Source organism: Pseudomonas sp. JV414 (assembly GCF_032424305.1).
Taxonomy (GTDB): Bacteria; Pseudomonadota; Gammaproteobacteria; order Pseudomonadales; family Pseudomonadaceae; genus Aquipseudomonas; species Aquipseudomonas lini.
On sequence record NZ_VYKC01000007.1, the window covers coordinates 273221 to 294478 of the forward strand.

At 59.1% G+C, this 21258-nt stretch carries 15 protein-coding genes and 2 rRNA genes; 6 read left to right on the top strand and 11 right to left on the bottom strand.

The genetic code is table 11. The annotated features are described in order from the left end of the window. The first annotated feature begins 148 nt into the window (after positions 1–148). A complete protein-coding gene (locus F6R97_RS10905; protein ID WP_038978852.1) occupies positions 149–463 on the top strand; it encodes a putative quinol monooxygenase in 315 nt (104 codons plus the stop codon). Here the strand turns inward: F6R97_RS10905 and F6R97_RS10910 are convergent. Next, positions 453–1217 carry a sulfite exporter TauE/SafE family protein gene (locus F6R97_RS10910; protein ID WP_315866516.1) on the bottom strand — a complete coding sequence of 255 codons (765 nt, stop codon included), beginning with the start codon at positions 1215–1217 and terminating at the stop codon, positions 453–455. The two genes, F6R97_RS10905 and F6R97_RS10910, sit on opposite strands and share 11 nt — an antisense overlap. A gap of 225 nt (positions 1218–1442) precedes the next feature. On the opposite strand from F6R97_RS10910, the gene F6R97_RS10915 reads away from it, so the two are divergent. The 4 genes from F6R97_RS10915 (at position 1443) to F6R97_RS10930 (ending at position 3820) form a co-directional block, all read left to right on the top strand. Beyond that, on the top strand, positions 1443–2327 hold the full coding sequence (locus tag F6R97_RS10915; RefSeq protein WP_315866517.1) for a LysR substrate-binding domain-containing protein: 885 nt from the start codon (positions 1443–1445) through the stop codon (positions 2325–2327). A gap of 45 nt (positions 2328–2372) precedes the next feature. After that, positions 2373–2948, top strand: coding sequence for an NAD(P)H-dependent oxidoreductase (locus F6R97_RS10920; RefSeq protein WP_315866518.1), 576 nt, complete (start codon positions 2373–2375; stop codon positions 2946–2948). 48 nt (positions 2949–2996) lie between these two features. Further along, on the top strand, positions 2997–3368 hold the full coding sequence (locus F6R97_RS10925) for a MerR family transcriptional regulator (RefSeq protein WP_048396681.1): 372 nt from the start codon (positions 2997–2999) through the stop codon (positions 3366–3368). Between the two features lie 107 nt (positions 3369–3475). Continuing rightward, a complete protein-coding gene (locus F6R97_RS10930; RefSeq protein WP_007900627.1) occupies positions 3476–3820 on the top strand; it encodes a cupin domain-containing protein in 345 nt (114 codons plus the stop codon). A gap of 137 nt (positions 3821–3957) precedes the next feature. Here F6R97_RS10930 and mmsB read toward each other — a convergent pair whose 3' ends face one another. Further along, on the bottom strand, positions 3958–4845 hold the full coding sequence (gene mmsB / locus F6R97_RS10935; protein WP_038978847.1) for a 3-hydroxyisobutyrate dehydrogenase: 888 nt from the start codon (positions 4843–4845) through the stop codon (positions 3958–3960). 10 nt (positions 4846–4855) lie between these two features. After that, positions 4856–6373, bottom strand: a complete 1518-nt coding sequence (locus tag F6R97_RS10940; RefSeq protein ID WP_038978846.1) for a CoA-acylating methylmalonate-semialdehyde dehydrogenase — start codon at positions 6371–6373, stop codon at positions 4856–4858. 161 nt (positions 6374–6534) lie between these two features. On the opposite strand from F6R97_RS10940, the gene F6R97_RS10945 reads away from it, so the two are divergent. After that, a complete protein-coding gene (locus F6R97_RS10945; RefSeq protein WP_315866519.1) occupies positions 6535–7482 on the top strand; it encodes a LysR family transcriptional regulator in 948 nt (315 codons plus the stop codon). Here F6R97_RS10945 and F6R97_RS10950 read toward each other — a convergent pair. The 8 genes from F6R97_RS10950 to F6R97_RS10985 all read right to left on the bottom strand — a co-directional run. Next, on the bottom strand, positions 7479–7982 hold the full coding sequence (locus F6R97_RS10950; protein WP_038978841.1) for an OmpA family protein: 504 nt from the start codon (positions 7980–7982) through the stop codon (positions 7479–7481). The two genes, F6R97_RS10945 and F6R97_RS10950, sit on opposite strands and share 4 nt — an antisense overlap. Positions 7983–7987: 5 nt before the next feature. Further along, positions 7988–9256 (bottom strand): diguanylate cyclase domain-containing protein, encoded by a 1269-nt coding sequence (locus F6R97_RS10955; RefSeq protein WP_315866520.1) that lies wholly within the window; start codon positions 9254–9256, stop codon positions 7988–7990. Further along, a complete protein-coding gene (locus tag F6R97_RS10960; RefSeq protein ID WP_038978839.1) occupies positions 9253–9828 on the bottom strand; it encodes a YfiR family protein in 576 nt (191 codons plus the stop codon). The genes F6R97_RS10955 and F6R97_RS10960 overlap by 4 nt, the downstream gene beginning before the upstream one ends. 104 nt (positions 9829–9932) lie before the next feature. After that, complete coding sequence (gene recD / locus F6R97_RS10965; protein WP_050681270.1) at positions 9933–12041, bottom strand: exodeoxyribonuclease V subunit alpha; 2109 nt, start codon at positions 12039–12041, stop codon at positions 9933–9935. Beyond that, positions 12038–15727, bottom strand: a complete 3690-nt coding sequence (gene recB / locus F6R97_RS10970) for an exodeoxyribonuclease V subunit beta (RefSeq protein WP_050681269.1) — start codon at positions 15725–15727, stop codon at positions 12038–12040. The genes recD and recB overlap by 4 nt, the downstream gene beginning before the upstream one ends. Continuing rightward, entirely contained in the window at positions 15724–19176 is a 3453-nt protein-coding gene (gene recC / locus F6R97_RS10975; RefSeq protein ID WP_315866521.1) for an exodeoxyribonuclease V subunit gamma, read from the bottom strand. The genes recB and recC overlap by 4 nt, the downstream gene beginning before the upstream one ends. 155 nt (positions 19177–19331) lie before the next feature. Further along, a 5S ribosomal RNA gene (rrf, locus tag F6R97_RS10980) occupies positions 19332–19447 on the bottom strand. A 173-nt stretch (positions 19448–19620) separates the two neighbouring features. Next, positions 19621–21258, bottom strand: a 23S ribosomal RNA gene (locus F6R97_RS10985); the annotation flags it as partial.

Here is a 21258-nt window from a genome sequence, read left to right on the forward strand (position 1 = left end):
AAGGTTGAAATTCGATGGCGGCAGAGTAGCGAGTCGACTCGCGCGGAATAAGCGCTTAATCAGCAAAATTCATTTGACCAATACGCACGAATCGATAGGGGATTGTTGCCATAAACTTGCGCCGATTCTGACTTTCAAGGACAACCTGATGAGCGAACTGCAAGGCTTCATCCTGCACGCCAAGACCCGCCCGGAAAAAGCCGAGGCCTTCGAAGCGTTCTTCCATGCCTATGTCGAACCGAGTCGCGCCGAACCCGGTTGCATCGAGTACCACATGCTGCGAGATAAACAGGACCCGACGCTGTTTATTTTCTACGAGATCTGGCAATCCCAGGCCCACTTGGACGAGCACTCGAACCTGCCGCACATGAAGCAGTTCCTCGACATGCGCATGGAGTATCTGGAACGGGATTTCGATATCCGCCCGATCGAGATGCTCAGCGCTTCGTCCGCTAGCCGCTGATCAGCAAGTGGCCGCCGAGCACGCCGAGGCCGATGAAGAACACACGCTTGAACAACACGGCGCTGATCCGCTGGCGCAGCCATTGCCCCAACAGCATGCCGAGTACCGCCGGAATCAGCGTCAACAGCGACGCGCTCAACTCGCCACCGCCGAGGGCGCCGCGCCATAACAGGCCGGCGGCCAACGCGAGGGTCGAGACGGTGAACGACAGGCCCAGCGCCTGCACCAGTTCATCCTTGCTCAAGCCCAGCGCTTGCAGATAAGGCACCGCCGGAATCACGAAGACACCGGTGGCCGAGGTGATGATGCCTGTCAGCACACCGCACAGCGGACCGAGCCAACGCTCTGTGCGACCTGCGACGCGCAAGGTCGGCAGGAGCAACCCGCTCAAGGCGTATATCAACAACGCCGCCCCCAGCCCCCGCACGACCCACTGCCCACCGGCCATGCCGATCCACAAAGTACCGGCACCCGTGCCGATGAAAATCGCCAGCAGCATCGGCCACAAGCGGTTCATCAGCCCGCGCAAATGACCACCGAATGCCAGTTGCCAGACGTTGGTCAGGGTGGCGGGAATGATTAGCAGCGCCGCAGCCTGCGACGGTGCCATAGCCAGACCGAGCAAGCCCATGGCAATGGTTGGCAGTCCGAGACCGATCACGCCTTTGATCATCCCGGCCAGCAGGAAGGTGGCAATGACCAATAAGGAAAGGGTGAAACCCAGATGCTGGTAGAACGCGGCGAGTGTATTCATGGGGCTATGGTGAGCGCTGATGGTTGCCTTTAAAATCTGCCATATACTGAGGCTGCCTCTTGATTTGGTGGAGGCTAGAATTTTCGTTGCGGCTGCTGACGCTTTCGCGGGCAAGCCTCGCTCCTACAGGGGATCTGTGATCTCCAGAACGACATGAATCCTGTAGGAGCGAGGCTTGCCCGCGAAGACGTCCGCCCAGCCAACAAACCTCCTGAGGCTGTCACCATGCACTTCGACCTGACCGACCTGCGCCTCTACCTGCACATCCTCGACACCGGCAACATCACCGCCGGCGCCGCTCGCAGTCATCTGTCCCTGGCAGCGGCGAGCGCACGAATCCGCGCGATGGAATCTTCACTCGGCACTGATTTTCTGGAGCGCGGCCGTCGCGGCATAACGCCAACGCCCGCCGGCAAAGCCTTGGCGCAGCACGCCCGAGTTCTTTTGCAACAGGCCGAGCGTATGCAGCAAGACCTGGCCGAATACGCCAAAGGGGTCAAAGGCCAGGTGCGGTTGTTGTGCAACACCACAGCGATCACCGAGTACTTGCCAGAGTTGTTGGCAGACTTTCTGCGCGACCATCCGAACCTCGACATCGACCTGCAAGAGCTGCCCAGCGCGCGCATTACCCATGCCTTGCGCCAAGGTGCGGCGGACCTGGGCATCGTGTCTGACGCTGTGGATACCGACGGCCTTGAGACTCGCTATTTCCGCGACGACCCGCTGGTACTGATCCTTCCGCGCGATCACCCCTTGGCCGACACCGGACCGTTAAATTTCAGCGCCACCTTGCATCATGATTACGTCGGCCTGAACGCCAACAGCGCCTTGGCCGTGTACCTGGAAGAACAAGCCCTGCACAGCGGCTTACGGATGCAGATCCGCATCCGTGCCGATGGCTTCGATGGCGTGATGCGCATGGTCGCCCGAGGTGCCGGGCTGGCGATCGTGCCCTTGGCGGCGGTCGAACGCTGGTCAGCTGAAACGCCGTTCAAAAGCATCGCACTGAAAGAGCCATGGGCCCGACGCAAACTGTTGCTTTGCGCCCGGGACTTCGCCGTGCTGCCCGGTTATGCCCAGGCCTTGCTGAACGTCTTGACTCTCCCCTGAGGGGCAGACTTTACCCTTGAGGTTTCATCTTCAGGGACCGTTACGATGAGCAAACGAATACTGGTGATTCTCGGTCATCCTTCGAGCAACAGTTTTTGCGGCGCACTTGCCGAACGCTACGCACAATCGGCGTTGCGTGCTGGGCATGAGGTGCGCCAGTTGTTTCTAGGAAGAATGGACTTCGACCCGGTGCTGCGCGAAGGCTATCAACAGGTGCAGCCGCTGGAAGCCGACTTGCGCCGTGCTCAGGCAGACATTTTGTGGGCCGAACACCTGACCCTGATCTACCCGATCTGGTGGGGCGGCGTACCGGCCTTACTCAAGGGTTTTCTTGATCGGGTGTTGCTTCCGGGCTTCGCCTTCAAGTATCGCGAAGGCAAAGCCTTTCCCGACAAATTGCTGCATGGCCGCAGTGCGCATCTGCTCGTGACCATGGACACGCCACCCTGGTACTACCGCTGGATCTACCGCATGCCCGGCCTGCATCAAATGCGCAAAACTACCTTGGCGTTTTGCGGCATCCAACCTCAGCGCACGCTCACCTTCGGGCCGGTCCTGGGGTCCAGCGCCGGTCAACGCGAAACCTGGCTGCTGCAAGCCCAGGCTATCGCCAGCCGATGAGTCTGCCGATAATGGGGCTGGCTTACCCTCGGCAAAAAAGGACTTTTCATGTACATCGGCCAAGCCGCGCATCGCTCGGGCACGACGATCAAGAGTATTCGCCATTACGAGTCGATCGGCTTGCTGCCTGCCGCTCGGCGACAAGGAAAATACCGTGTCTATGATCAGCACAGCATCGATCTGCTGATCTTCATCAAGTGCGCTCAACACTTAGGTTTCAGGCTCAAGGAGTTGCAGGCGATCTTTACCGGGCATCAAGGCCTGGCGATGCCCTGGTCATTGGCGCAGCAAGCCATCGATGCCAAGAAGTGCGAAATCAGCGAGAGGATTGCCGCACTCACGCATCAACACGAGCAATTGGTCGAGTTTGAAGCCAGCCTCACACAGGCCAGAGCCGATTGCCCGCTGGAAAGTCTTTGAGCCTCTGCGCGTTTCTGGACAGCTCAATGTCGAATACAGACAACTGAACGGTGTATGGGCGCTATAGGGTGCGACTTCAGTTCTTGAACCCACTGCCCGGAGTCATCATGACCGCACCGATTACCGTCCTTCGCGATACCCATCCGCTGCCAGTACTCGACGCCTGCAAATGGGAAAAACTCGAAGGCGACCCGCACACCGTCAACCTCAACGCGTACACCAGCGAAGATGGCAGCAAGATCATGGGCACCTGGATCTGCACGCCGGGCAAGTGGTACGTGGAATACGTGAAGTGGGAATACTGCCACTTCCAGGAAGGCTACTGCATCATCACCCCGGAAGGCATGGCGCCAATCCACCTGCGCGCCGGTGACATTTTCGTCATCGAGCCAGGGATGAAAGGCACGTGGGAAGTGGTTGAGACCGTGCGTAAGTATTTCGTATTTGCCTGATAAAGCAAAAGATCGCAGCCTTCGGCAGCTCCTACAGGGTGTACACATTCCCATGTAGGAGCTGCCGAAGGCTGCGATCTTTTTTCAGCCAATAAAAAACCGGGGATCTGCCCGACGCAGATCCGCGGAAAAACCTCTTACTGCGGTTTGCGATAGCTGTTGATAATCGCCGAGAAGTCCTTACCCCCTTCCCCACGCTGACTCATCGCCTGATACAACTGTTGCGCCACCGCGCCGAGCACCACCGGTTGGTGCGCCTGACGTGCCGCCTCAGTGGCCAGCCCCAGATCCTTGAGCATCAGTTCGGCACCGAAACCGCCGGTGTATCCGCGTGAAGCTGGCGCCGTTTCGACGATGCCCGGCCATGGGTTGTACATCTCCGAACTCCAGCAGCGCCCGGTGGAACTGTTGATGATTCCCGCCAGCACCGTCGTGTCGATTCCCAGCGCATCGCCCAAAGCCATGGCCTCGCTGACGCCGACCATGGAAATCGCCAGCAGCAGGTTATTGCAGATTTTGGCGATTTGCCCGGTGCCGACTTCGCCACAGTGGACGATGTTACGGCCCATCTGCGCCAGCACCGGTTGCAGGGTTGCGAACAACTCAGGCGTGGCGCCGACCATGAAAGTCAGCGTCCCGGCCGCTGCACCGCCAGTACCGCCGGAGACCGGTGCATCGGCCATCGTCACGCCTTGTTTGGCAGCCGCCGCGGCAACATCGCGCGCCGTCTGCGGATCGATGGTGCTGCAATCCACTGCGGGCACGCCCTTGGCGATCCCCGCCAGCACGCCGTCTTCGCCCAGCCAGACGCTGCGCACATGCACAGCGGCTGGCAGCATGGTGATCACCAGCTCTGCATCTTGAGCCGCTTCACGTGCCGAAGCGCTGATGCTGCCGCCCAGTTGCTCGAGCTCTGCCAGCACAGCTTTGTTCAGGTCGACCAGGCGCAGTGAATGGCCGGCCTTGATCAGGTTGCGCGCCATTGGCGCACCCATGTTGCCGAGACCGATAAAAGCGATTTTCATGTCCGGCTCCTTAACGCAAGTGGATGGTGGTGTTCACACCGTCGTTGACGCTGTCATCGTCGAACCAGCGCGCAGTGACGGTCTTGGTTTGAGTGTAGAACTGCACCACTTGCTTGCCATACGGACCGAGGTCGCCGAGCTTCGAACCGCGGGAACCGGTGAAGCTGAAGAACGGTACTGGCACCGGAATCGGGATGTTGATGCCGACCTGACCGACGTCGATTTCCGTCTGGAATTTGCGCGCCGCCGCACCGCTCTGGGTGAACAAACCCGTGCCGTTGCCGAATGGGTTGGCGTTGACCAGTGCGATGGCTTCATCGAGGGTATCGACTTCCAGCACCACCAGCACGGGGCCGAAGATTTCCTGGGTGTAGATCTGCATATCGGGTTTCACACCGGAGAACAGGGTCGGGCCGACAAAGTTGCCTTTTTCGAAGCCTGGAACGGTAACGTCGCGACCATCCAGTTCAAGCTTGGCGCCTTCCTTGATGCCGCTTTCGATCAGATCGAGAATCCGTGCCTTGGCACGTTTGGAAATCACCGGACCAACATCAGTGCCCGGCTCGCTGCCGGCATTCACTTTAAGTTTCTGTGCCAGTGCTTTCAGGTCTGGCAGCCATTGCTTGGCCGCGCCCACCAGCACCACCACGGACGTGGCCATGCAGCGTTGCCCGGCGGCACCGAAACCAGCCCCCACCAGCGCATTGAGCGCTTGTACGCGATTGGCATCCGGCAGCACCACGGCGTGGTTCTTGGCGCCCATCATCGATTGCACACGCTTGCCGTGTTTGCCGGCCAGGTCGTAGACGTGAGTACCGACTGCGGTCGAACCGACGAACGAAACAGCCTTGATGTCCTTGTGGGTGCAAAGCGCATCCACCACATCCTTGCCGCCATGAACGACGTTGAGCACACCCGGCGGAATGCCGGCTTCGATGGCCAGTTCCACCAGCAGCATGGTCGACATCGGGTCCTGCTCGGAGGGCTTGAGCACGAAGGTGTTGCCGCAGGCGATGGCCATCGGGAACATCCACAGCGGAATCATCGCCGGGAAGTTGAATGGGGTAATGCCGGCACAGACGCCGATTGGCTGACGCAGGGTATAGGTGTCGACACCGCCAGCGACGTTCTCGGCGAACTCGCCCATTTGCAGGCTGCCAATGGAGCAAGCGTGTTCGACCACTTCCAGGCCCCGGAAGATATCGCCTTCAGCGTCGGCGATGGTTTTGCCCTGCTCGTTGCTGAGCACCACGGCAATACGCTTGGAGTGTTCGCGAATCAGCGCCTGAAGCTTGAGCATGATGCGCATCCGCGCGCCGATCGGCGTCAGCTTCCAGGTCTGGAAGGCGCGATGGGCGGCGCTAATGGCGGCATCCACTTCGGCGGCCGTGGCGAATGGGACTTTAGCCAATACTTGTTGGGTCGCCGGGTTGACGATGTCGTGCCATTCGGTGGTCTGGGATTCGACCCACTCGCCATCGATCAACAACTTGACCTTTTGCACGGTGGTTTCTAGCGATGCGTTCATATTGGTCTCCGGACGTTGTTCTTATGTAGAGAGCTATCTTTGGAGCCAAGGCGAGAAAGTCGCCTTGCGATGAGGCGTGTGTCGCGAATTGGTTGTCGGACTGTTTTTGGAGTATAGATGTGCAAACTTCTAATAAGAACGCACATAAAAGCCGGTCCATCATGCAAAAAAACATCACATCTTTAGGCTCATTGAACTGGGATGACCTCAAGTTTTTCCTCGAGGTTGCCCGCACCCGCAAGGCCAGCACCGCAGCCAAGCGCCTGGCGGTGGACTACACCACCGTGTCGCGACGCATCAGTTCGCTGGAAGCGGCGCTGGGCACTTTGCTGTTCGAGAAATCCCGGACCAGCGGCTTCGTCCTGACTGCCGAGGGCCAGCGGCTGCTGGGTTACGCCGAATCGATCGAAAGCACTCTGCACATGGCCTGCGAACAAGTTTCAGGCTCCGGCGTGGCGTTGTCCGGGCATGTGCGCATGGGTTGCACCGAAGGGTTCGGCAGCTTTTTCATCACCCCACAGCTGAGCCATTTCGTCGACGCCTACCCGGCGATCTCGGTGGACATCCTGCCGCTGCCGCACTTCATCAGCCTGTCCAAGCGCGAGGCAGACATCGTCATCGCGCTGGAGCGGCCGGAACACGGCCCGTATGTCTGCTGCAAACTCTGCGACTACCGACTGCAGCTGTATGCGACCCAGGATTATCTGGACAAGCACCCACCGATCCGCCGCCCGGCAGACTTGGGCAAGCATCAATTCATCAGTTATGTGGACGATCTGGCGTTCAGCTCGGAGCTGCTGTACCTGGCGAATGTGTTGCCCGGCGCCAGTGCCAATCTGCGCAGCACCAGTGTGATCGCGCAGTTCGTGGCGGCTCAGCAGGGACGGTCACTGGCGATTCTGCCGTGCTTCCTGGCGGCTCAGGACCCGCGATTGCTGCCGGTGTTGCCGCAAGAGATCACCATTACCCGGCAGTTCTGGATGTACTGTCGGGAGGACCTGCGCAAGCTCAAGCGGATCACATTGCTGTGGGATTACATCCGTAGCGTCACCGAGCAGAATCAAGCGCTGTTGATGGGGGAAAATCGGGAGATGTTGTTCGCCGACTAATCCGCGCTCACCACGATCGACACCCGACGGTTCTCGGTGCGTCCGACCGTGGTGTCGTTGGAAGCGACGGGCTTGCTGCTGCCCAGGCCGCGCAATTGGATGTTTTCTTCTTTCATGCCGACGGCGGCCAAAACCTTGCCAACGCTTTTCGCGCGACGCAGGGAAAGCTGTTCGTTATAGGACTCTTGGCCCGAAGCATCGGTGTGGCCGTCGACCCTCACCCGTTCGATTTCCACACTCAATAACGCCTTGCCAATGCGCTCGACGATCTCGGTACTGGCTGGGTTTAAGCTCTCGACGTCACTGCTGAACAGCACTTTGTCCGACAGACCATAGGCCCAACCGTCGTCAGTCATTTCGAAACCTTGCTGTTTGAGTACGGCGATCTGCGCCGGGGTCAGGCCTTTTTGCGGTGCCGTCTGGCAACCGGTCAATGCCAGCAAGGCCAGGAACAGGGTGATGGTGAAAAGTCGTAGAGAACGCTGATTGAAGGTGAACACAGAAATTAGTTCCTGGTTTGAACATGGGCGACAGGGAGCCCCGCTCCTGCCGTTTGCTGCGCGCCTCGAGAAAGGCGTTTGGCCTGGTACATCGCGGCGTCGGCAGCATGGAGCAACTCACCCGGTGTGACCCCATGATCGGGGTACACGGCGATGCCGATACTGAGTGAAGTCAACACCTGGGTACTGCCCGGCAACTGGATGGGTATTTCCATGCTGGCGATGATTTTGTCGGCAATCCGCTCGGCGTCTTCGGTCCTGTGCAGCGGTGTCAGCAGGATTGCAAACTCGTCGCCGCCCAGACGCGCGACCAGGTCCTCTTCACGAAGCTGTGCACGAACCCGGGTTGCCACGGTCATCAGCACCGCATCGCCGGCGGCGTGGCCGAAGTTGTCGTTGATCTCCTTGAACCGGTCGCTATCAAGAAACAGCACCGCCACTCGCTCATTCAACTTGCTGGCATTGCGCAAGGCACGCATCAGGCGGCCTTCGAAAAACGCTCGATTCGGCAGTCCAGTCAGGCTGTCATGGCTGGCTTGGTGGGCCAGGGTTTCGTTTTCGTTTTGCAGGTGGGTCTGCCAGGATTCGAGTTCATCGAGCAAGGCATTGAAGTCGTTGCCCAGGTTGTCGAGTTCGGCAATATCGGCGGGCGGCACGCGCTGGTCGAAGGCTCGCTCGCTGCGGGCGGCGTGAGCCACGGCAGCCAGGCTGCGCAAAGGGCCGGTGATCCCCTGCAATTGCCGCCGCGCCAGATAAAGCGCAACCCAGGCACTGACGGCGGTACACAAGACGATCCCCATCAGACCGCTGAGCAAAAAGCGCATCAAGCTGCCACCGTGACCGGTGAGCAAGATGCTGCCGATTACCTGACCTTGATGGACGATCGGCATGCTGATGGGTTTTTCCAGAATCGCCCGGGCGATCTGCACTTCAAGATCGGAGAGCAGCCCCGTTTCCGGTCGCTGCCAACGTGCAAGTAACTCGCCTTGCTCGTCCATCACCTGTGCATCGGCCACTTCTTCGGTGGACGCGATCAATGCCAGCGCCTCAGTGGCGGCGGCCTTATCGTTGAACACCACCGCGGCTTCCACGGTGTAATTGATTGAACGGGCGATCAGATGCAGGTTGTGATCAGCATAAACCCGCAAGGCCAGAACCCCCAGCAGGGTCAACGAAACACTGGCCATGGCCACGCCCACCAGGGCGACGATCAAATGTCCACGGCCGATAACCGAACCCAGGGTCGGACGGGTACCTGATTTGAATAGATTCATGGTGCCGCCGGCTTGCGACGCGACAGTTGCAGCACACTGGGATGAATGCGCACACCGCTGCGGGCGACCGAGTCGAGGTTGACCTCGAAGGACACCTGTTCATCGCCGACCCGCAGACAGAACAGACTGCCGACGGTGCATTGATCGCCGCCTTCGCTGATGCTCACCACCGGGCGTCCTGTCAGCGAGGCGAACAATCGACTGCGTTCGTCGCTGGTCAGCTTGCCGATGTACGCCGCGTCGCATTCACCGGCAATGGCCGGGTTGTCGGCCAAAAGCCGTCGCACGGTAACCGGCCGACCAGTGGCCTGGGTAGTGCCCTTGACCAGGTCGTCGGTGTACTCGGTAGGGCCGACCACGCACAGACGCAACTGTTGAGGCTCAACAGGCCACCGCGCATAACTGAGAATCCCGAGCACAACCTGAGTGACCGATCTCGCGCGCTGGTCGGCCTTGTTCACGTCGGATTCCGGCTGAGCGAAGGCAACGCCCGTCAACAAACAGAGAAGACCGACAAGCAGCACTTGCTTGCAGCCAACAACGCGTTCTGTCGCCCAGACAGCCACCTTCATGCAGGGATTCTCTTCGATCGCAACGAAATGATGCCGCAACGATAGCACAGCACCGAAACACCAGCGAGGCCACGTACCACGGCACTTCGGACAGATTCCGCCGTTCAGTGACCCGGCTCGATACCCTCTTCCAGCTCCAGCATCAACCCGCTCAAGCGCTTGACCTTGCGCCGCACGGCCTCTTCGAATACGCCGGCGCGAGGCTCAATCAGGGTGAACCAGTGTTTGGCCCGGGTTATTCCGGTATAGATCAGTTCCTTGGTGAGCACAGGGTTCAGGGCATCCGGCAGAATCAATGCCGTATGGGCAAATTCCGAGCCCTGGGATTTGTGTACGGTCATGGCGTACACGGTGTCGACATCGTTGAGTCGACTTGGCAGGACAAAGCGCACACCGCCCTGACCATCGTTGCGCGGGAAGGCCACACGCAACACTTGCCGTCCAGCATCGGGACCCTCACGCTCCGGCAGTTTGAGGGCGATGCCAATATCGCCGTTCATCAAACCCAGGCCATAGTCGTTGCGGGTCATCAGCACGGGCCGACCTTCGTACCACTGGTGGTCGCTGTCGATCAGCCGAGCCTTGAGCAGCGCGTCGGTCACTCGCTGATTCAAGCCTTCCACCCCCCAAGGCCCTTTGCGTACCGCGCACAATAGCTGGAAGGCGTCGAACGCTTGCAGCACCACACGAGCCCAATCGGCCCAGCGTGAATCGTCGAGCGGGCTGTTGAGCGGTGGCCGCTGACTGCGCAAAAGACTCAGGTAATGCCGATAACCTTGCGGCCCCTCGCCATGCCCTTCGAGCAACAACCGCTCCAGCGCCCGGTCCTGCTCACCCTTGAGGGGCAGGGAAAATACGTCGCCATGGCTTCCTGCCGCCAGTAACTTGCGGGCTTCCTCAGGTTGCTGCTGGTTGACCCAACGGGCCAACTGGCCAATGCCGCTGCCCTCGCCGAAGCGCCGTGAGTGACGCAGCATCACGACTTGCTGAGCCAGGGGATGCGCTCCGTTGATGTCTTCGTGCAAGCCGCTGCTACGGAGGTTTTCACCGCTGACTGCCTCCAGCCACTGGCGTGTCTGCGGGCTGTACCAACCGGCTTCGGCATCGCGGCACAGATCGCCCAGGACGGCACCAGCCTCTACCGACGCCAGTTGATCCTTGTCACCGAGCAGCACCAGACGGGCATGGGCCGGCAATGCGTCGAGCAGATTGGCCATCATTTCCAGGTCGATCATCGAGGCTTCGTCCACCACCAATACATCCAGCGGCAAGCGATTGCCGGCGTGGTGCCGGAAATGCCGGGTGCCGGGACGACTGCCGAGCAAACGGTGCACGGTGGTCACATCCGACGGGATCTTCTCCCGCACCGTTTCAGCAACTTCCAGGGTTTGAACCTGTTGGCTGATGGACTCGGTCAATCGTGCGGCAGCTTTGCCAGTGGGTGCCGCGAGACGAATGCGCAGCGGTTTGCCAGCCTCAATCGCGGGTGCCTGGAGCAATGCGAGCAAGCGCACGACCGTGGTGGTTTTGCCAGTGCCCGGGCCGCCGGTGACGATGCTGAATGCGCTGCGGGTGGCCAGGGCGCAAGCGAGCTTCTGCCAGTCGATCACTTCATCAGGCCTGGCTGGACCGAACAGGCCAGTCAGGCGCTGGGGCAAATCACTCGGTGTTGTTTCGTGTGCAGCCAGGCGCTGACGCAGGGCGTTATCGATGCGCCGTTCGTAAGCCCAGTAGCGGCGCAAGTACAGGCGTTTACCCGACAGCACCAACGGCCGGTGCTGCGCGGCCTGACGCCCGTCGACGGCCAGAGCCACCAAGCGGCTGGACGCCAGGACCTTGCACCAATGAGCACCGTCCAGCGCCTCAAGCAGTTGTGACGGCAGCAACATCGCGCCACTTTGCAGATCACCTTCCGGCGGCAGCGACAAAGCGAAGTCCGGCTCTTTCAGCGTTTCGAACAGATCCAGGCAAACATGGCCGTGACCCAACTGGTGACTGGTCAACGCGGCGGCCAGCAACACCAATGGATCGTCGTCGGGGGCGAGTTCGTGGAGAAAGGCGACGAAGGCCTTGTCCAGCGCTCGCAGCCAACCGCGTTCGACCCAGCGGGTGAGCAGCAGCAACAAGTCATCTGCGCGACTCAGGGGGGCCAGATTCACCAGACTTTCGGCCGCCAACGGTGTGGGCAGCAAATCGGCGAAGGTGCGACTCATAGCAGTACTCCCTGTTCCCAGGCAGGTTCGACCTTGGGCTCTGGCTTGCCCTGGAACAACCGGTCCAGACGCTCGATCAGCTCCCGTGGCGGACGGGCGAAATACACGCCCTGGCTGGCCGCGCGAGTACCGCGAAGGAACAGGTACAACGCTCCTCCGACATGCTGGTCGTAATCGTAATCGACCAGCCGCGCCTTGAGCTGGCGATGCAAGGCGAGCAGGTACAACACATATTGCAGGTCGTAACGGTTATCCAGAATCGACTGCTCCATGGCCGGCTCGGTATAGGCCGCATCATCGATGCCCAGCCAGTTGGATTTGTAGTCGGCGACGTAATAACGACCGTCGTGCTCGAACGTCAGGTCGATGAAGCCTTTGAACATGCCATTGAGCAGCACCGGTTCGGCAGCCACCCTGGCCACGCCGTTGTGGGTGTATTGGCGCACCAGTTCATCGAGTTTGAGCACATCGACTTTGTGACTGGCGAACCAGAATTCCATCTCGACCCGGTATTGGGTCAGTTGCTCGAACACCACCGGTGCCTGCCCGCCGCCGATGTGCAGCGGGGATTTGAGCAAGTGCTGTAGCCAGTCGCTCAACGTCGTGATCCAGCCTTCCCAGCCTCGGCGATTGCAGCGACGGGCGATGGCGTCTTCCACAGCTTGTGGTGCAGCGGCAAAACCTTCGTCACCGGCCCACTCAAGCAATCCATGGAGAAAAGTGCCGGGGTTCGGCCCGCGAGGGAATCGATGGATATCAGCCCCGCCAGCATTCACTTCTCGCGGCGCTTGCGGATCGAGACGTTCGTCGTCAAAAAGCTTTTGTGCTTGCGGGCTCTCCGGCGCTTCGTCACTGCCCACGCTCAGACTGTCGCCAATGCGCAAGGCGCTGTAAGAGGCAATCCACCAGTTTTCGCTGGCCTTGCGCTTGGGTATCAGCGACGCAAGCAAGGTCGCTTCATTGCGCGGCGGATGGTAATGCTCGGCGCTCGCTTCAGGCATCTCACCGTAGTTCAGGGCCGGGCAGTCCTGTTGCAAATCTTCCAGCCAACGCCGCAACCCTGCCGACTCGGCCAATGGCGCACCGCCGCCCAGCAGATAACCCAACGCTGAAAGGTGCAACGTCGAGCCGTTGTTATTGCCGCGCTTGAGGTCAGTCACACCGAGCCAGCAGGCATGTTGTGCCCGGGTCAGGGCGACATAAAGCAGACGAAGATCCTCGGCCAAGCGCTCATCATCGGCCTGGGCGACCAACTCCGGCGTCGGCTTCAAACTCACTTGAGCCTTGCCCGTTGCGTCGTGGTAATACAACGGTAAACGGCTGCCATCCACCGGTTTTGCCGAGCAAATGAACGGCAGAAACACCAACGGATATTCAAGCCCTTTGGATTTGTGGATAGTCACAACCTTGACCAGTTGCTCGTCGCTTTCCAGGCGCAGGATTTGTTCTTCGCCTGCCTGACCGGACAATGCCAGATGCTCGGACAAGTGACGGATCAAGGCTTGCTCGCCATCAAGCTCAGCGGCTGCTTGCTGCAGCAGCTCGGACAGGTGCAGCAGGTTGGTCAGCACCCGCTCACCATCGTTGCGCGCGATCAACGCTTGGGGCAGTTGGAAGTCGTGCAGCAAACGTCGCAGCATTGGCAGCACACCCTGCTTGCGCCAGAGCTCGCGATAACCGCGGAACTGCATGACCCGTGCTTCCCAAGCCAGTTCGTCCTGATTCAGCCGCTCCAGCTCAGCCAGCGAAAGGTTCAGTGTGATGCAGGCAAGAGCGGCACGGAGGGGACGCTCGACATCCGGCTCGGCACACGCTTTGAGCCAGGTCAGCAGGTCATGGGCTTCCTGGGCGGCGAACACGGAGTCCTTGTCTGACAGGTAAACACTGCGCACGCCGCGGGCCGAAAGTTCGCCACGCACGGCCTGTGCCTCTTTGCCGTCGCGCACCAGAATCGCGATATCCGCCGGCAGCAAACCTCTGAAGTCCTTACCGTCCTGGATGAAACCCGCACAGCCTTGTTGACCACCATTGAGCAGCGCGGTGATTTCACTGGCGCAGGCGGCGGCCAATTGTTGTCGATACACCGCGCCAGACAGTGGCTGATCGGCGGACAGATGCCAAATGTTCAGGGCAGGTACAACCTGACCATCAATCTGCAGGACTTCTTTGCGCCCTTGGGATTCTACGGGCAGGAAAGGTACTGGATTCTCGCCATTTTTCTCACGAAACAGGAATGCTCCGCGCCCCTGCTCACGAGATTCGGCGCGCTCGAACACATGGTTCACCGCACTGACCATGCCATGACTGGAGCGGAAGTTGGTGCCCAGGGTATGCAGTCGGCCAGTGGTGGCCTGGCGAGCGCGCAGGTAGGTATAGATGTCGGCTCCGCGGAAGGCATAGATCGCCTGCTTCGGGTCACCGATCAGAAACAGACCGGTTTCAGGATTGTTGTCTTCGATGCGATAAATGCTCTCGAAGATTCGATACTGCACCGGGTCGGTGTCCTGGAATTCGTCGATCAACGCGACCGGGAACTGCTCGCGAATCAGTGTTGCCAGGCGCTCACCGCCTTCGGACTGCAAAGCTGCATCGAGGCGCAGCAGCATGTCATCGAAGCCCATTTCCGCGCGGCGCCGCTTTTCCTCCTCGAACCGTGCACCGACCCAGTGAGCGGCGTGTTGCAGCACGGCGGCATCGGGGGTCGGCAAACCATCGAGACTGGTCTTGAGACCGGGCATCGCATCGAGACCGGGATGACGGGGGGCTTCACCCTTCCAGGCTTCAGCCATGCCATCGGGAGTCAGGCGAGTGAAGCCGGTGCCAATATCCAACTGCTCAAGAGATTCGTCTTCGGCCCAGGCCCGGAGCTTTTCGAACCAGGGTTCGAAGTAGCGCGGCTGCATCTTGCGGCCATCGACGCTCTTGCTCGCGACGCCCTGGTGACAGATGGCAAGCAACTCATCCGCCCATTGGCGCCAGGGCATCTTGAGTTCGAGCAAAGCGGCCCGTCGCTCCTGCAGGCACTCGGCAATCAACTCGGCAGGCTCTTTACCTGCAACGCTGTCACGCTCGCTGGCGAACAACCCACGCACTCGCGGCAGCAACGCCGCCGGTCCCCCCCAATTGCCGCGAACCCAGTTCAACGCATCGCCTTGCATTGGATAGCAGAACAGTCGCCAGTAGTCGCGCAGGACTTCGCCGAGCAAATCGCTGTGATCGGTTTCCAGAGTCTGGGTGAACAGGCTGCCACTGTCGAACGCATGTTCGCGCAACATACGCTGGCACCAACTGTGGATGGTCGATACCGCCGCTTCATCCATCCACTGGGCGGCGATGTCCAGGCGGTTTGCACAGCCGGACCACTGTTCGGGGAGGTACTGCTCGCGCAACTCGGCAATGAGGCCATCCGGAGCCGGTGTCTCATCGCGGAAAAACCGTGCGGCTTCAGCCAGCCGTGTGCGAATACGTTCGCGCAGCTCTTTGGTCGCGGCATCGGTGAAGGTCACCACGAGGATTTGCGGCGGCAGCAATTCACGGCCAAAACCACTCGATTCGCCGCCGTGGCCAAGGACCAGACGCAAGTACAGCGCAGAAATAGTGAAGGTCTTGCCAGTCCCGGCACTGGCCTCAATCAGCTGGCTGCCACGTAGCGGGAATGCCAGGGCCAGCGGTGTTTTCGTGGTCATGAGCGCGCCTCCTCGCTGGTCGATGAACGCCACGAGGCCTCAAACAGCGGCCGATACAAAGCGTTGCACCAATCGGGGAAGGTCTCGTCGGCAATCAGCGCATCGTAATCGGCAAATTGCCGAGCGAGCGCAGGGCTTTCGCGGCGCTCGCCGTCAGTGGTCTGGCCGTCGCCTTCATAGGCCTTGCGGGCAGCGGCGTCAGCTTTGCTCGGGTCGGTTTGAGCGAGCCAGGCGAAGGCTGTTTTTACTGCAATCGGCAGCGGCTGGCGCATGCCCGTTTGCCAGGCCAACAACAGATCGCCCAGAATCCGGGATGCTGTCGCCTCCTCCATCGGACCGAGCAGCAAACTGTCGTCGCTGGCCACCAACGCAGTTGTCATCGGCATGCCGCTGGCACAGGCCACCAGGTGATTGACCCAAGGTCGCGTGAGGCGATGCCATTTGCGGGCCTTGATCGAACCGATGCTGTTGGGAATCGTAGTCACCGACAACAACCCGCCATCTGCGCGTTGATGCAGGCCACTGAGCCAGCCCTCCAGATGCAATCCTTGTAGTTCCAGACTCACCGGTAACGCGCTGGTGAGCGGGGTCGGCCATAACGCCAGAAGTTGCTGATAGCGCAGCAGCAGATCCGGCAGCGGCTCGATCAACTCTCGCTGAAGACATTCACCAAAACCGGCCATGGGCAAAAGCCCGCTGTTTTGCAGGCGTTTTGCCTGCGCCTCCAGTACCTGATCGGTTTGGTCCAATTGCCCCAGTGCCGCTTCGAGCAAGCTATCGCTGAGGCTGTAGCGTTGCAGCGCATCGAGGACGAATGGCTCTTCATCTGCCAAAGGCACTTCGGCAGCCTCAAAGAACACTTTGAGCCGCTGACTGAAGAAATGTCGTACAGGGTTGCGCAGAAAATCCTGCAGCTGACCCAGGCTCAGCGGTTCGTCCTGGACGTAGGGTTCAAGCACTTCGATATCAGTCGCCAGATCACTGGCTTGATGAAGAACCTGCCACTCGCTGGCGTAGCTGAATAGTTCATCGCCCTCATGAAAGTAGCGAGCGCTAAAAGGTTGCAGCGGGTGTTCCTGGGTCATGGATTCAAGCAGGTCATCATTGTCATCGTGCAATCGCCAGCCGCTGCCGAGATGGTCACGCAACTGCCCTATCAACACCGAAGCAGGGCGCTCGCTGTTGTCCCGAATACTGCGGCCGACCCAGCTGATATAGAGTTGATCGCGTGCCGACAACAATGCTTCCAGCAACAGATAGCGATCATCTTCGCGTCGGGAACGATCGCCGGGGCGGTAGTCACTGCCCATCAGGTCGAAGTCCAGCGGCGGCTGCGCGCGAGGGTAATCACCGTCATTCATGCCCAGCAGGCAGACCAGTTTGAATGGGATCGCCCGCATGGGCATCAAGGTACAGAAGTTAACGGCCCCGGCGAGGAAACGCTGAGACAGGCGACCTTGGTCGAGACCCGCCAGCCAGGCTTCCCGGACTACGGTCAGCGGTAACTCGTCCTGCAAACCTACGGATTCGCAGGTTTCAAGCCAGGTCTCGCGCAGCTCTTCGAGTCGGGCCAACAAATAGTCGTCATGCTCGTTACTGGCCAGGAAGAATAACTGCACCAAAGCTTGCAACCGCGAGCCCCATTGTTTGGGCGCTGCAGGTTGAGTGAGTTCCTGGTGGGCAATTTCCAGCGCATCCAGCAGTGCGACCAAAGGACCTATGAGCGCGGCATCCAGACCACCGATTTCATCGTAGGGTTCGATCCCCTCACAGGCGCTGGCGCTGCCCACGGCATAACCCAGCAGCATCCGTCGCAGACCGAAACGCCAACTGTTTTGCTCCAGTTCTTCAGGCAGGCCCAGACCCGCGCGCTGCTCGGCGTTCATCCCCCAGCGGATACCTGCGCCTTCAATCCAGCGATGCAAGGTCGGCAGGTCACGCTCCTCTACCCCAAACCGGGCGCGTAATGCCGGAACGTCGAGCAGATCAAGGATTTCGCTGACGGGGAAGCGACTGTCGGGCAGTTTGAGCAGGTGCTCGACAGCGATCAATAGCGGATCCCGGCCGCGCTGGCCTTGATCCGCAAGTGTGAAAGGAATGAAGCGCGGATCAAAGCGATCAAGCTGACCAAAGACGGCACGGATGTGCGGGGCATAACTGTCGATGTCCGGGACCATCACGATTACGTCGCGAGGCCTTAGGTCTGGGTCAGCACTGAATCGTGCGAGCAACTGATCGTGGAGTATTTCCACTTCGCGTTGAGCGCTATGGGCGATGTGAAAACGGATCGATTCGTCCTTTTTCAAATCGACAGCAGGCCAACGCTCTCGAGTCTCGTTCAGGGGACGCAATTCCAGGATGTCGTCCTGCAACTGATTGAGCATGCTCTGTGGCTGGCTTTCGCTAAACAGGTCGATGCGACCGTCGCGAAATGCTGAGCGATAGCTATTAGGATCGTCGTAGCTGTCGAGCAGATTAATGTAATCCCGCCCCTGCTTGCCCCACGCTGCCAGTAGCGGATGGGCATGCTGATGGAGCGTTTGCGAGTCGAGCACAATCGGCATGCCGCTCTTGCGAGCCTGACGCTTGTACTGATGTCGCAACAGATCTTTATCGGCGACGATGTCCGCCCAATGGTGACGACATGGGTTGTGTACGCACAGCAAGACCTGGCTGAATCGAGCAAGCCCGGCAAGCGCTTCCAGGGCTTGAGCAGGTAGTGAAGAAATCCCGAAAACGATCACCCGTGACGGCAAACCAGTGGGCGCTACGTCGAGGCTATTGATGCGCTCGATAAAGCGTTGGTGCACGCCTGCGCGGCTTTGCGCCATGCCTTGTTCACCGACATCCAGCAACAGCGCACGCCACAGCTCCGCCTGCCAGCAGTTGGCCGGGGTCAGGGCTTTGGCTTCGCCTCTGCCATTTCGTAGCTGATGGCGACCTTCTGCCCAGTCTTCGAGCCAGTCGGCACGGTAGACCTGATATTGGTCAAACAGATCCGCCAGTCGCTCCGCCAATTGATAGCGTTTACGTAAGTCGGTGTCTTGGGTAAGAAAGCGCTGCAGGGGTTCGAAGTGTGGCTGGTTAATCAACTGTGGTAGCAGACGCATCAGACGCCAGGTCAGCGGGGCTTTATCGAGCAGGGATTTGACCGGGATCTCGTCACGTCCCAGCACCATGCGATAGAGCTGCCACATGAAGCTGCCCGGTAACTGCACGTCAATGGCAGCGGCGATTCCGCAGCCGCCCATGTCGTCATCTTCGGGGTCTTCGGCCAGTGCCAGCTTCAGCCATTGGGCGATGCCATTGCTCTGTACCAGGGCGATTTCATTTTCCAAGGGAGCCAGCGGGTAGCGTCGCATCCAGCTGACCACCAGGCTGCGCAACTCGTCCAGGCGGTTGCCGTGAACCACCATAAAACCAGCACTGAGGGACGTAGCGTCCGGCATAAAGGCTTCCTTGGAAAATACAAAAGCTAGGGCCGAACCTTAGCACTGTCGGCAGACTGTGACAGCCGGGGGCGGTCCGATGTTGCTGTACGAACTTTCCTGCGGACAAAACAAAACCCCTACCTGCATACGCAGATAGGGGTTTCGGAATTTAATCTTGACGATGACCTACTCTCACATGGGGAAACCCCACACTACCATCGGCGATGCATCGTTTCACTGCTGAGTTCGGGATGGGATCAGGTGGTTCCAATGCTCTATGGTCGTCAAGAAATTCGGTAGCCAGCTCGTTTGCCTTACGGCTCACGCTCCAGCGAATGGGTATGTGATAGATCTGGTGTTTCGTGAGTGTCACAAACTTTCGGTTCGTTTCGTCTTCACACACCGCAATCTGGCGTCCCTTTTTATTTATAAAGAAGGGTCAGCAAATTGCTTGGGTGTTATATGGTCAAGCCTCACGGGCAATTAGTATTGGTTAGCTCAACGCCTCACAGCGCTTACACACCCAACCTATCAACGTCGTAGTCTTCGACGGCCCTTCAGGGGACTCAAGGTCCCAGTGAGATCTCATCTTGAGGCTAGTTTCCCGCTTAGATGCTTTCAGCGGTTATCTATTCCGAACATAGCTACCCGGCAATGCCACTGGCGTGACAACCGGAACACCAGAGGTTCGTCCACTCCGGTCCTCTCGTACTAGGAGCAGCCCCTCTCAAATCTCAAACGTCCACGGCAGATAGGGACCGAACTGTCTCACGACGTTCTAAACCCAGCTCGCGTACCACTTTAAATGGCGAACAGCCATACCCTTGGGACCGGCTTCAGCCCCAGGATGTGATGAGCCGACATCGAGGTGCCAAACACCGCCGTCGATATGAACTCTTGGGCGGTATCAGCCTGTTATCCCCGGAGTACCTTTTATCCGTTGAGCGATGGCCCTTCCATACAGAACCACCGGATCACTAAGACCTACTTTCGTACCTGCTCGACGTGTCTGTCTCGCAGTCAAGCGCGCTTTTGCCTTTATACTCTACGACCGATTTCCGACCGGTCTGAGCGCACCTTCGTACTCCTCCGTTACTCTTTAGGAGGAGACCGCCCCAGTCAAACTACCCACCATACACTGTCCTCGATCCGGATAACGGACCTGAGTTAGAACCTCAAAGTTGCCAGGGTGGTATTTCAAGGTTGGCTCCACGCGAACTGGCGTCCACGCTTCAAAGCCTCCCACCTATCCTACACAAGCAAATTCAAAGTCCAGTGCAAAGCTATAGTAAAGGTTCACGGGGTCTTTCCGTCTAGCCGCGGATACACTGCATCTTCACAGCGATTTCAATTTCACTGAGTCTCGGGTGGAGACAGCGCCGCCATCGTTACGCCATTCGTGCAGGTCGGAACTTACCCGACAAGGAATTTCGCTACCTTAGGACCGTTATAGTTACGGCCGCCGTTTACCGGGGCTTCGATCAAGAGCTTCGCGTTAGCTAACCCCATCAATTAACCTTCCGGCACCGGGCAGGCGTCACACCCTATACGTCCACTTTCGTGTTTGCAGAGTGCTGTGTTTTTAATAAACAGTCGCAGCGGCCTGGTATCTTCGACCGGCGTGGGCTTACGCAGTAAATGCTTCACCCTCACCGGCGCACCTTCTCCCGAAGTTACGGTGCCATTTTGCCTAGTTCCTTCACCCGAGTTCTCTCAAGCGCCTTGGTATTCTCTACCCAACCACCTGTGTCGGTTTGGGGTACGGTTCCTGGTTACCTGAAGCTTAGAAGCTTTTCTTGGAAGCATGGCATCAACCACTTCGTGTTCTAAAAGAACACTCGTCATCAGCTCTCGGCCTTAGAATCCCGGATTTACCTAAGATTCCAGCCTACCACCTTAAACTTGGACAACCAACGCCAAGCTGGCCTAGCCTTCTCCGTCCCTCCATCGCAATAACCAGAAGTACAGGAATATTAACCTGTTTTCCATCGACTACGCTTTTCAGCCTCGCCTTAGGGACCGACTAACCCTGCGTCGATTAACGTTGCGCAGGAAACCTTGGTCTTTCGGCGTGGGTGTTTTTCACACCCATTGTCGTTA

What these genes read in the sequence shown, in the direction of transcription:
- recD (WP_050681270.1), bottom strand. Translation starts at nt 12,041, where the DNA reads ATGAGTCGCACCTTCGCCGATTTGCTGCCCACACCGTTGGCGGCCGAA.
- F6R97_RS10915 (WP_315866517.1), top strand. Translation starts at nt 1,443, where the DNA reads ATGCACTTCGACCTGACCGACCTGCGCCTCTACCTGCACATCCTCGAC.
- F6R97_RS10925 (WP_048396681.1), top strand. Translation starts at nt 2,997, where the DNA reads ATGTACATCGGCCAAGCCGCGCATCGCTCGGGCACGACGATCAAGAGT.
- recC (WP_315866521.1), bottom strand. Translation starts at nt 19,176, where the DNA reads ATGCCGGACGCTACGTCCCTCAGTGCTGGTTTTATGGTGGTTCACGGC.
- F6R97_RS10920 (WP_315866518.1), top strand. Translation starts at nt 2,373, where the DNA reads ATGAGCAAACGAATACTGGTGATTCTCGGTCATCCTTCGAGCAACAGT.
- F6R97_RS10955 (WP_315866520.1), bottom strand. Translation starts at nt 9,256, where the DNA reads ATGAATCTATTCAAATCAGGTACCCGTCCGACCCTGGGTTCGGTTATC.
- F6R97_RS10905 (WP_038978852.1), top strand. Translation starts at nt 149, where the DNA reads ATGAGCGAACTGCAAGGCTTCATCCTGCACGCCAAGACCCGCCCGGAA.
- mmsB (WP_038978847.1), bottom strand. Translation starts at nt 4,845, where the DNA reads ATGAAAATCGCTTTTATCGGTCTCGGCAACATGGGTGCGCCAATGGCG.
- F6R97_RS10940 (WP_038978846.1), bottom strand. Translation starts at nt 6,373, where the DNA reads ATGAACGCATCGCTAGAAACCACCGTGCAAAAGGTCAAGTTGTTGATC.
- F6R97_RS10930 (WP_007900627.1), top strand. Translation starts at nt 3,476, where the DNA reads ATGACCGCACCGATTACCGTCCTTCGCGATACCCATCCGCTGCCAGTA.
- F6R97_RS10910 (WP_315866516.1), bottom strand. Translation starts at nt 1,217, where the DNA reads ATGAATACACTCGCCGCGTTCTACCAGCATCTGGGTTTCACCCTTTCC.
- recB (WP_050681269.1), bottom strand. Translation starts at nt 15,727, where the DNA reads ATGACCACGAAAACACCGCTGGCCCTGGCATTCCCGCTACGTGGCAGC.
- F6R97_RS10945 (WP_315866519.1), top strand. Translation starts at nt 6,535, where the DNA reads ATGCAAAAAAACATCACATCTTTAGGCTCATTGAACTGGGATGACCTC.
- F6R97_RS10960 (WP_038978839.1), bottom strand. Translation starts at nt 9,828, where the DNA reads ATGAAGGTGGCTGTCTGGGCGACAGAACGCGTTGTTGGCTGCAAGCAA.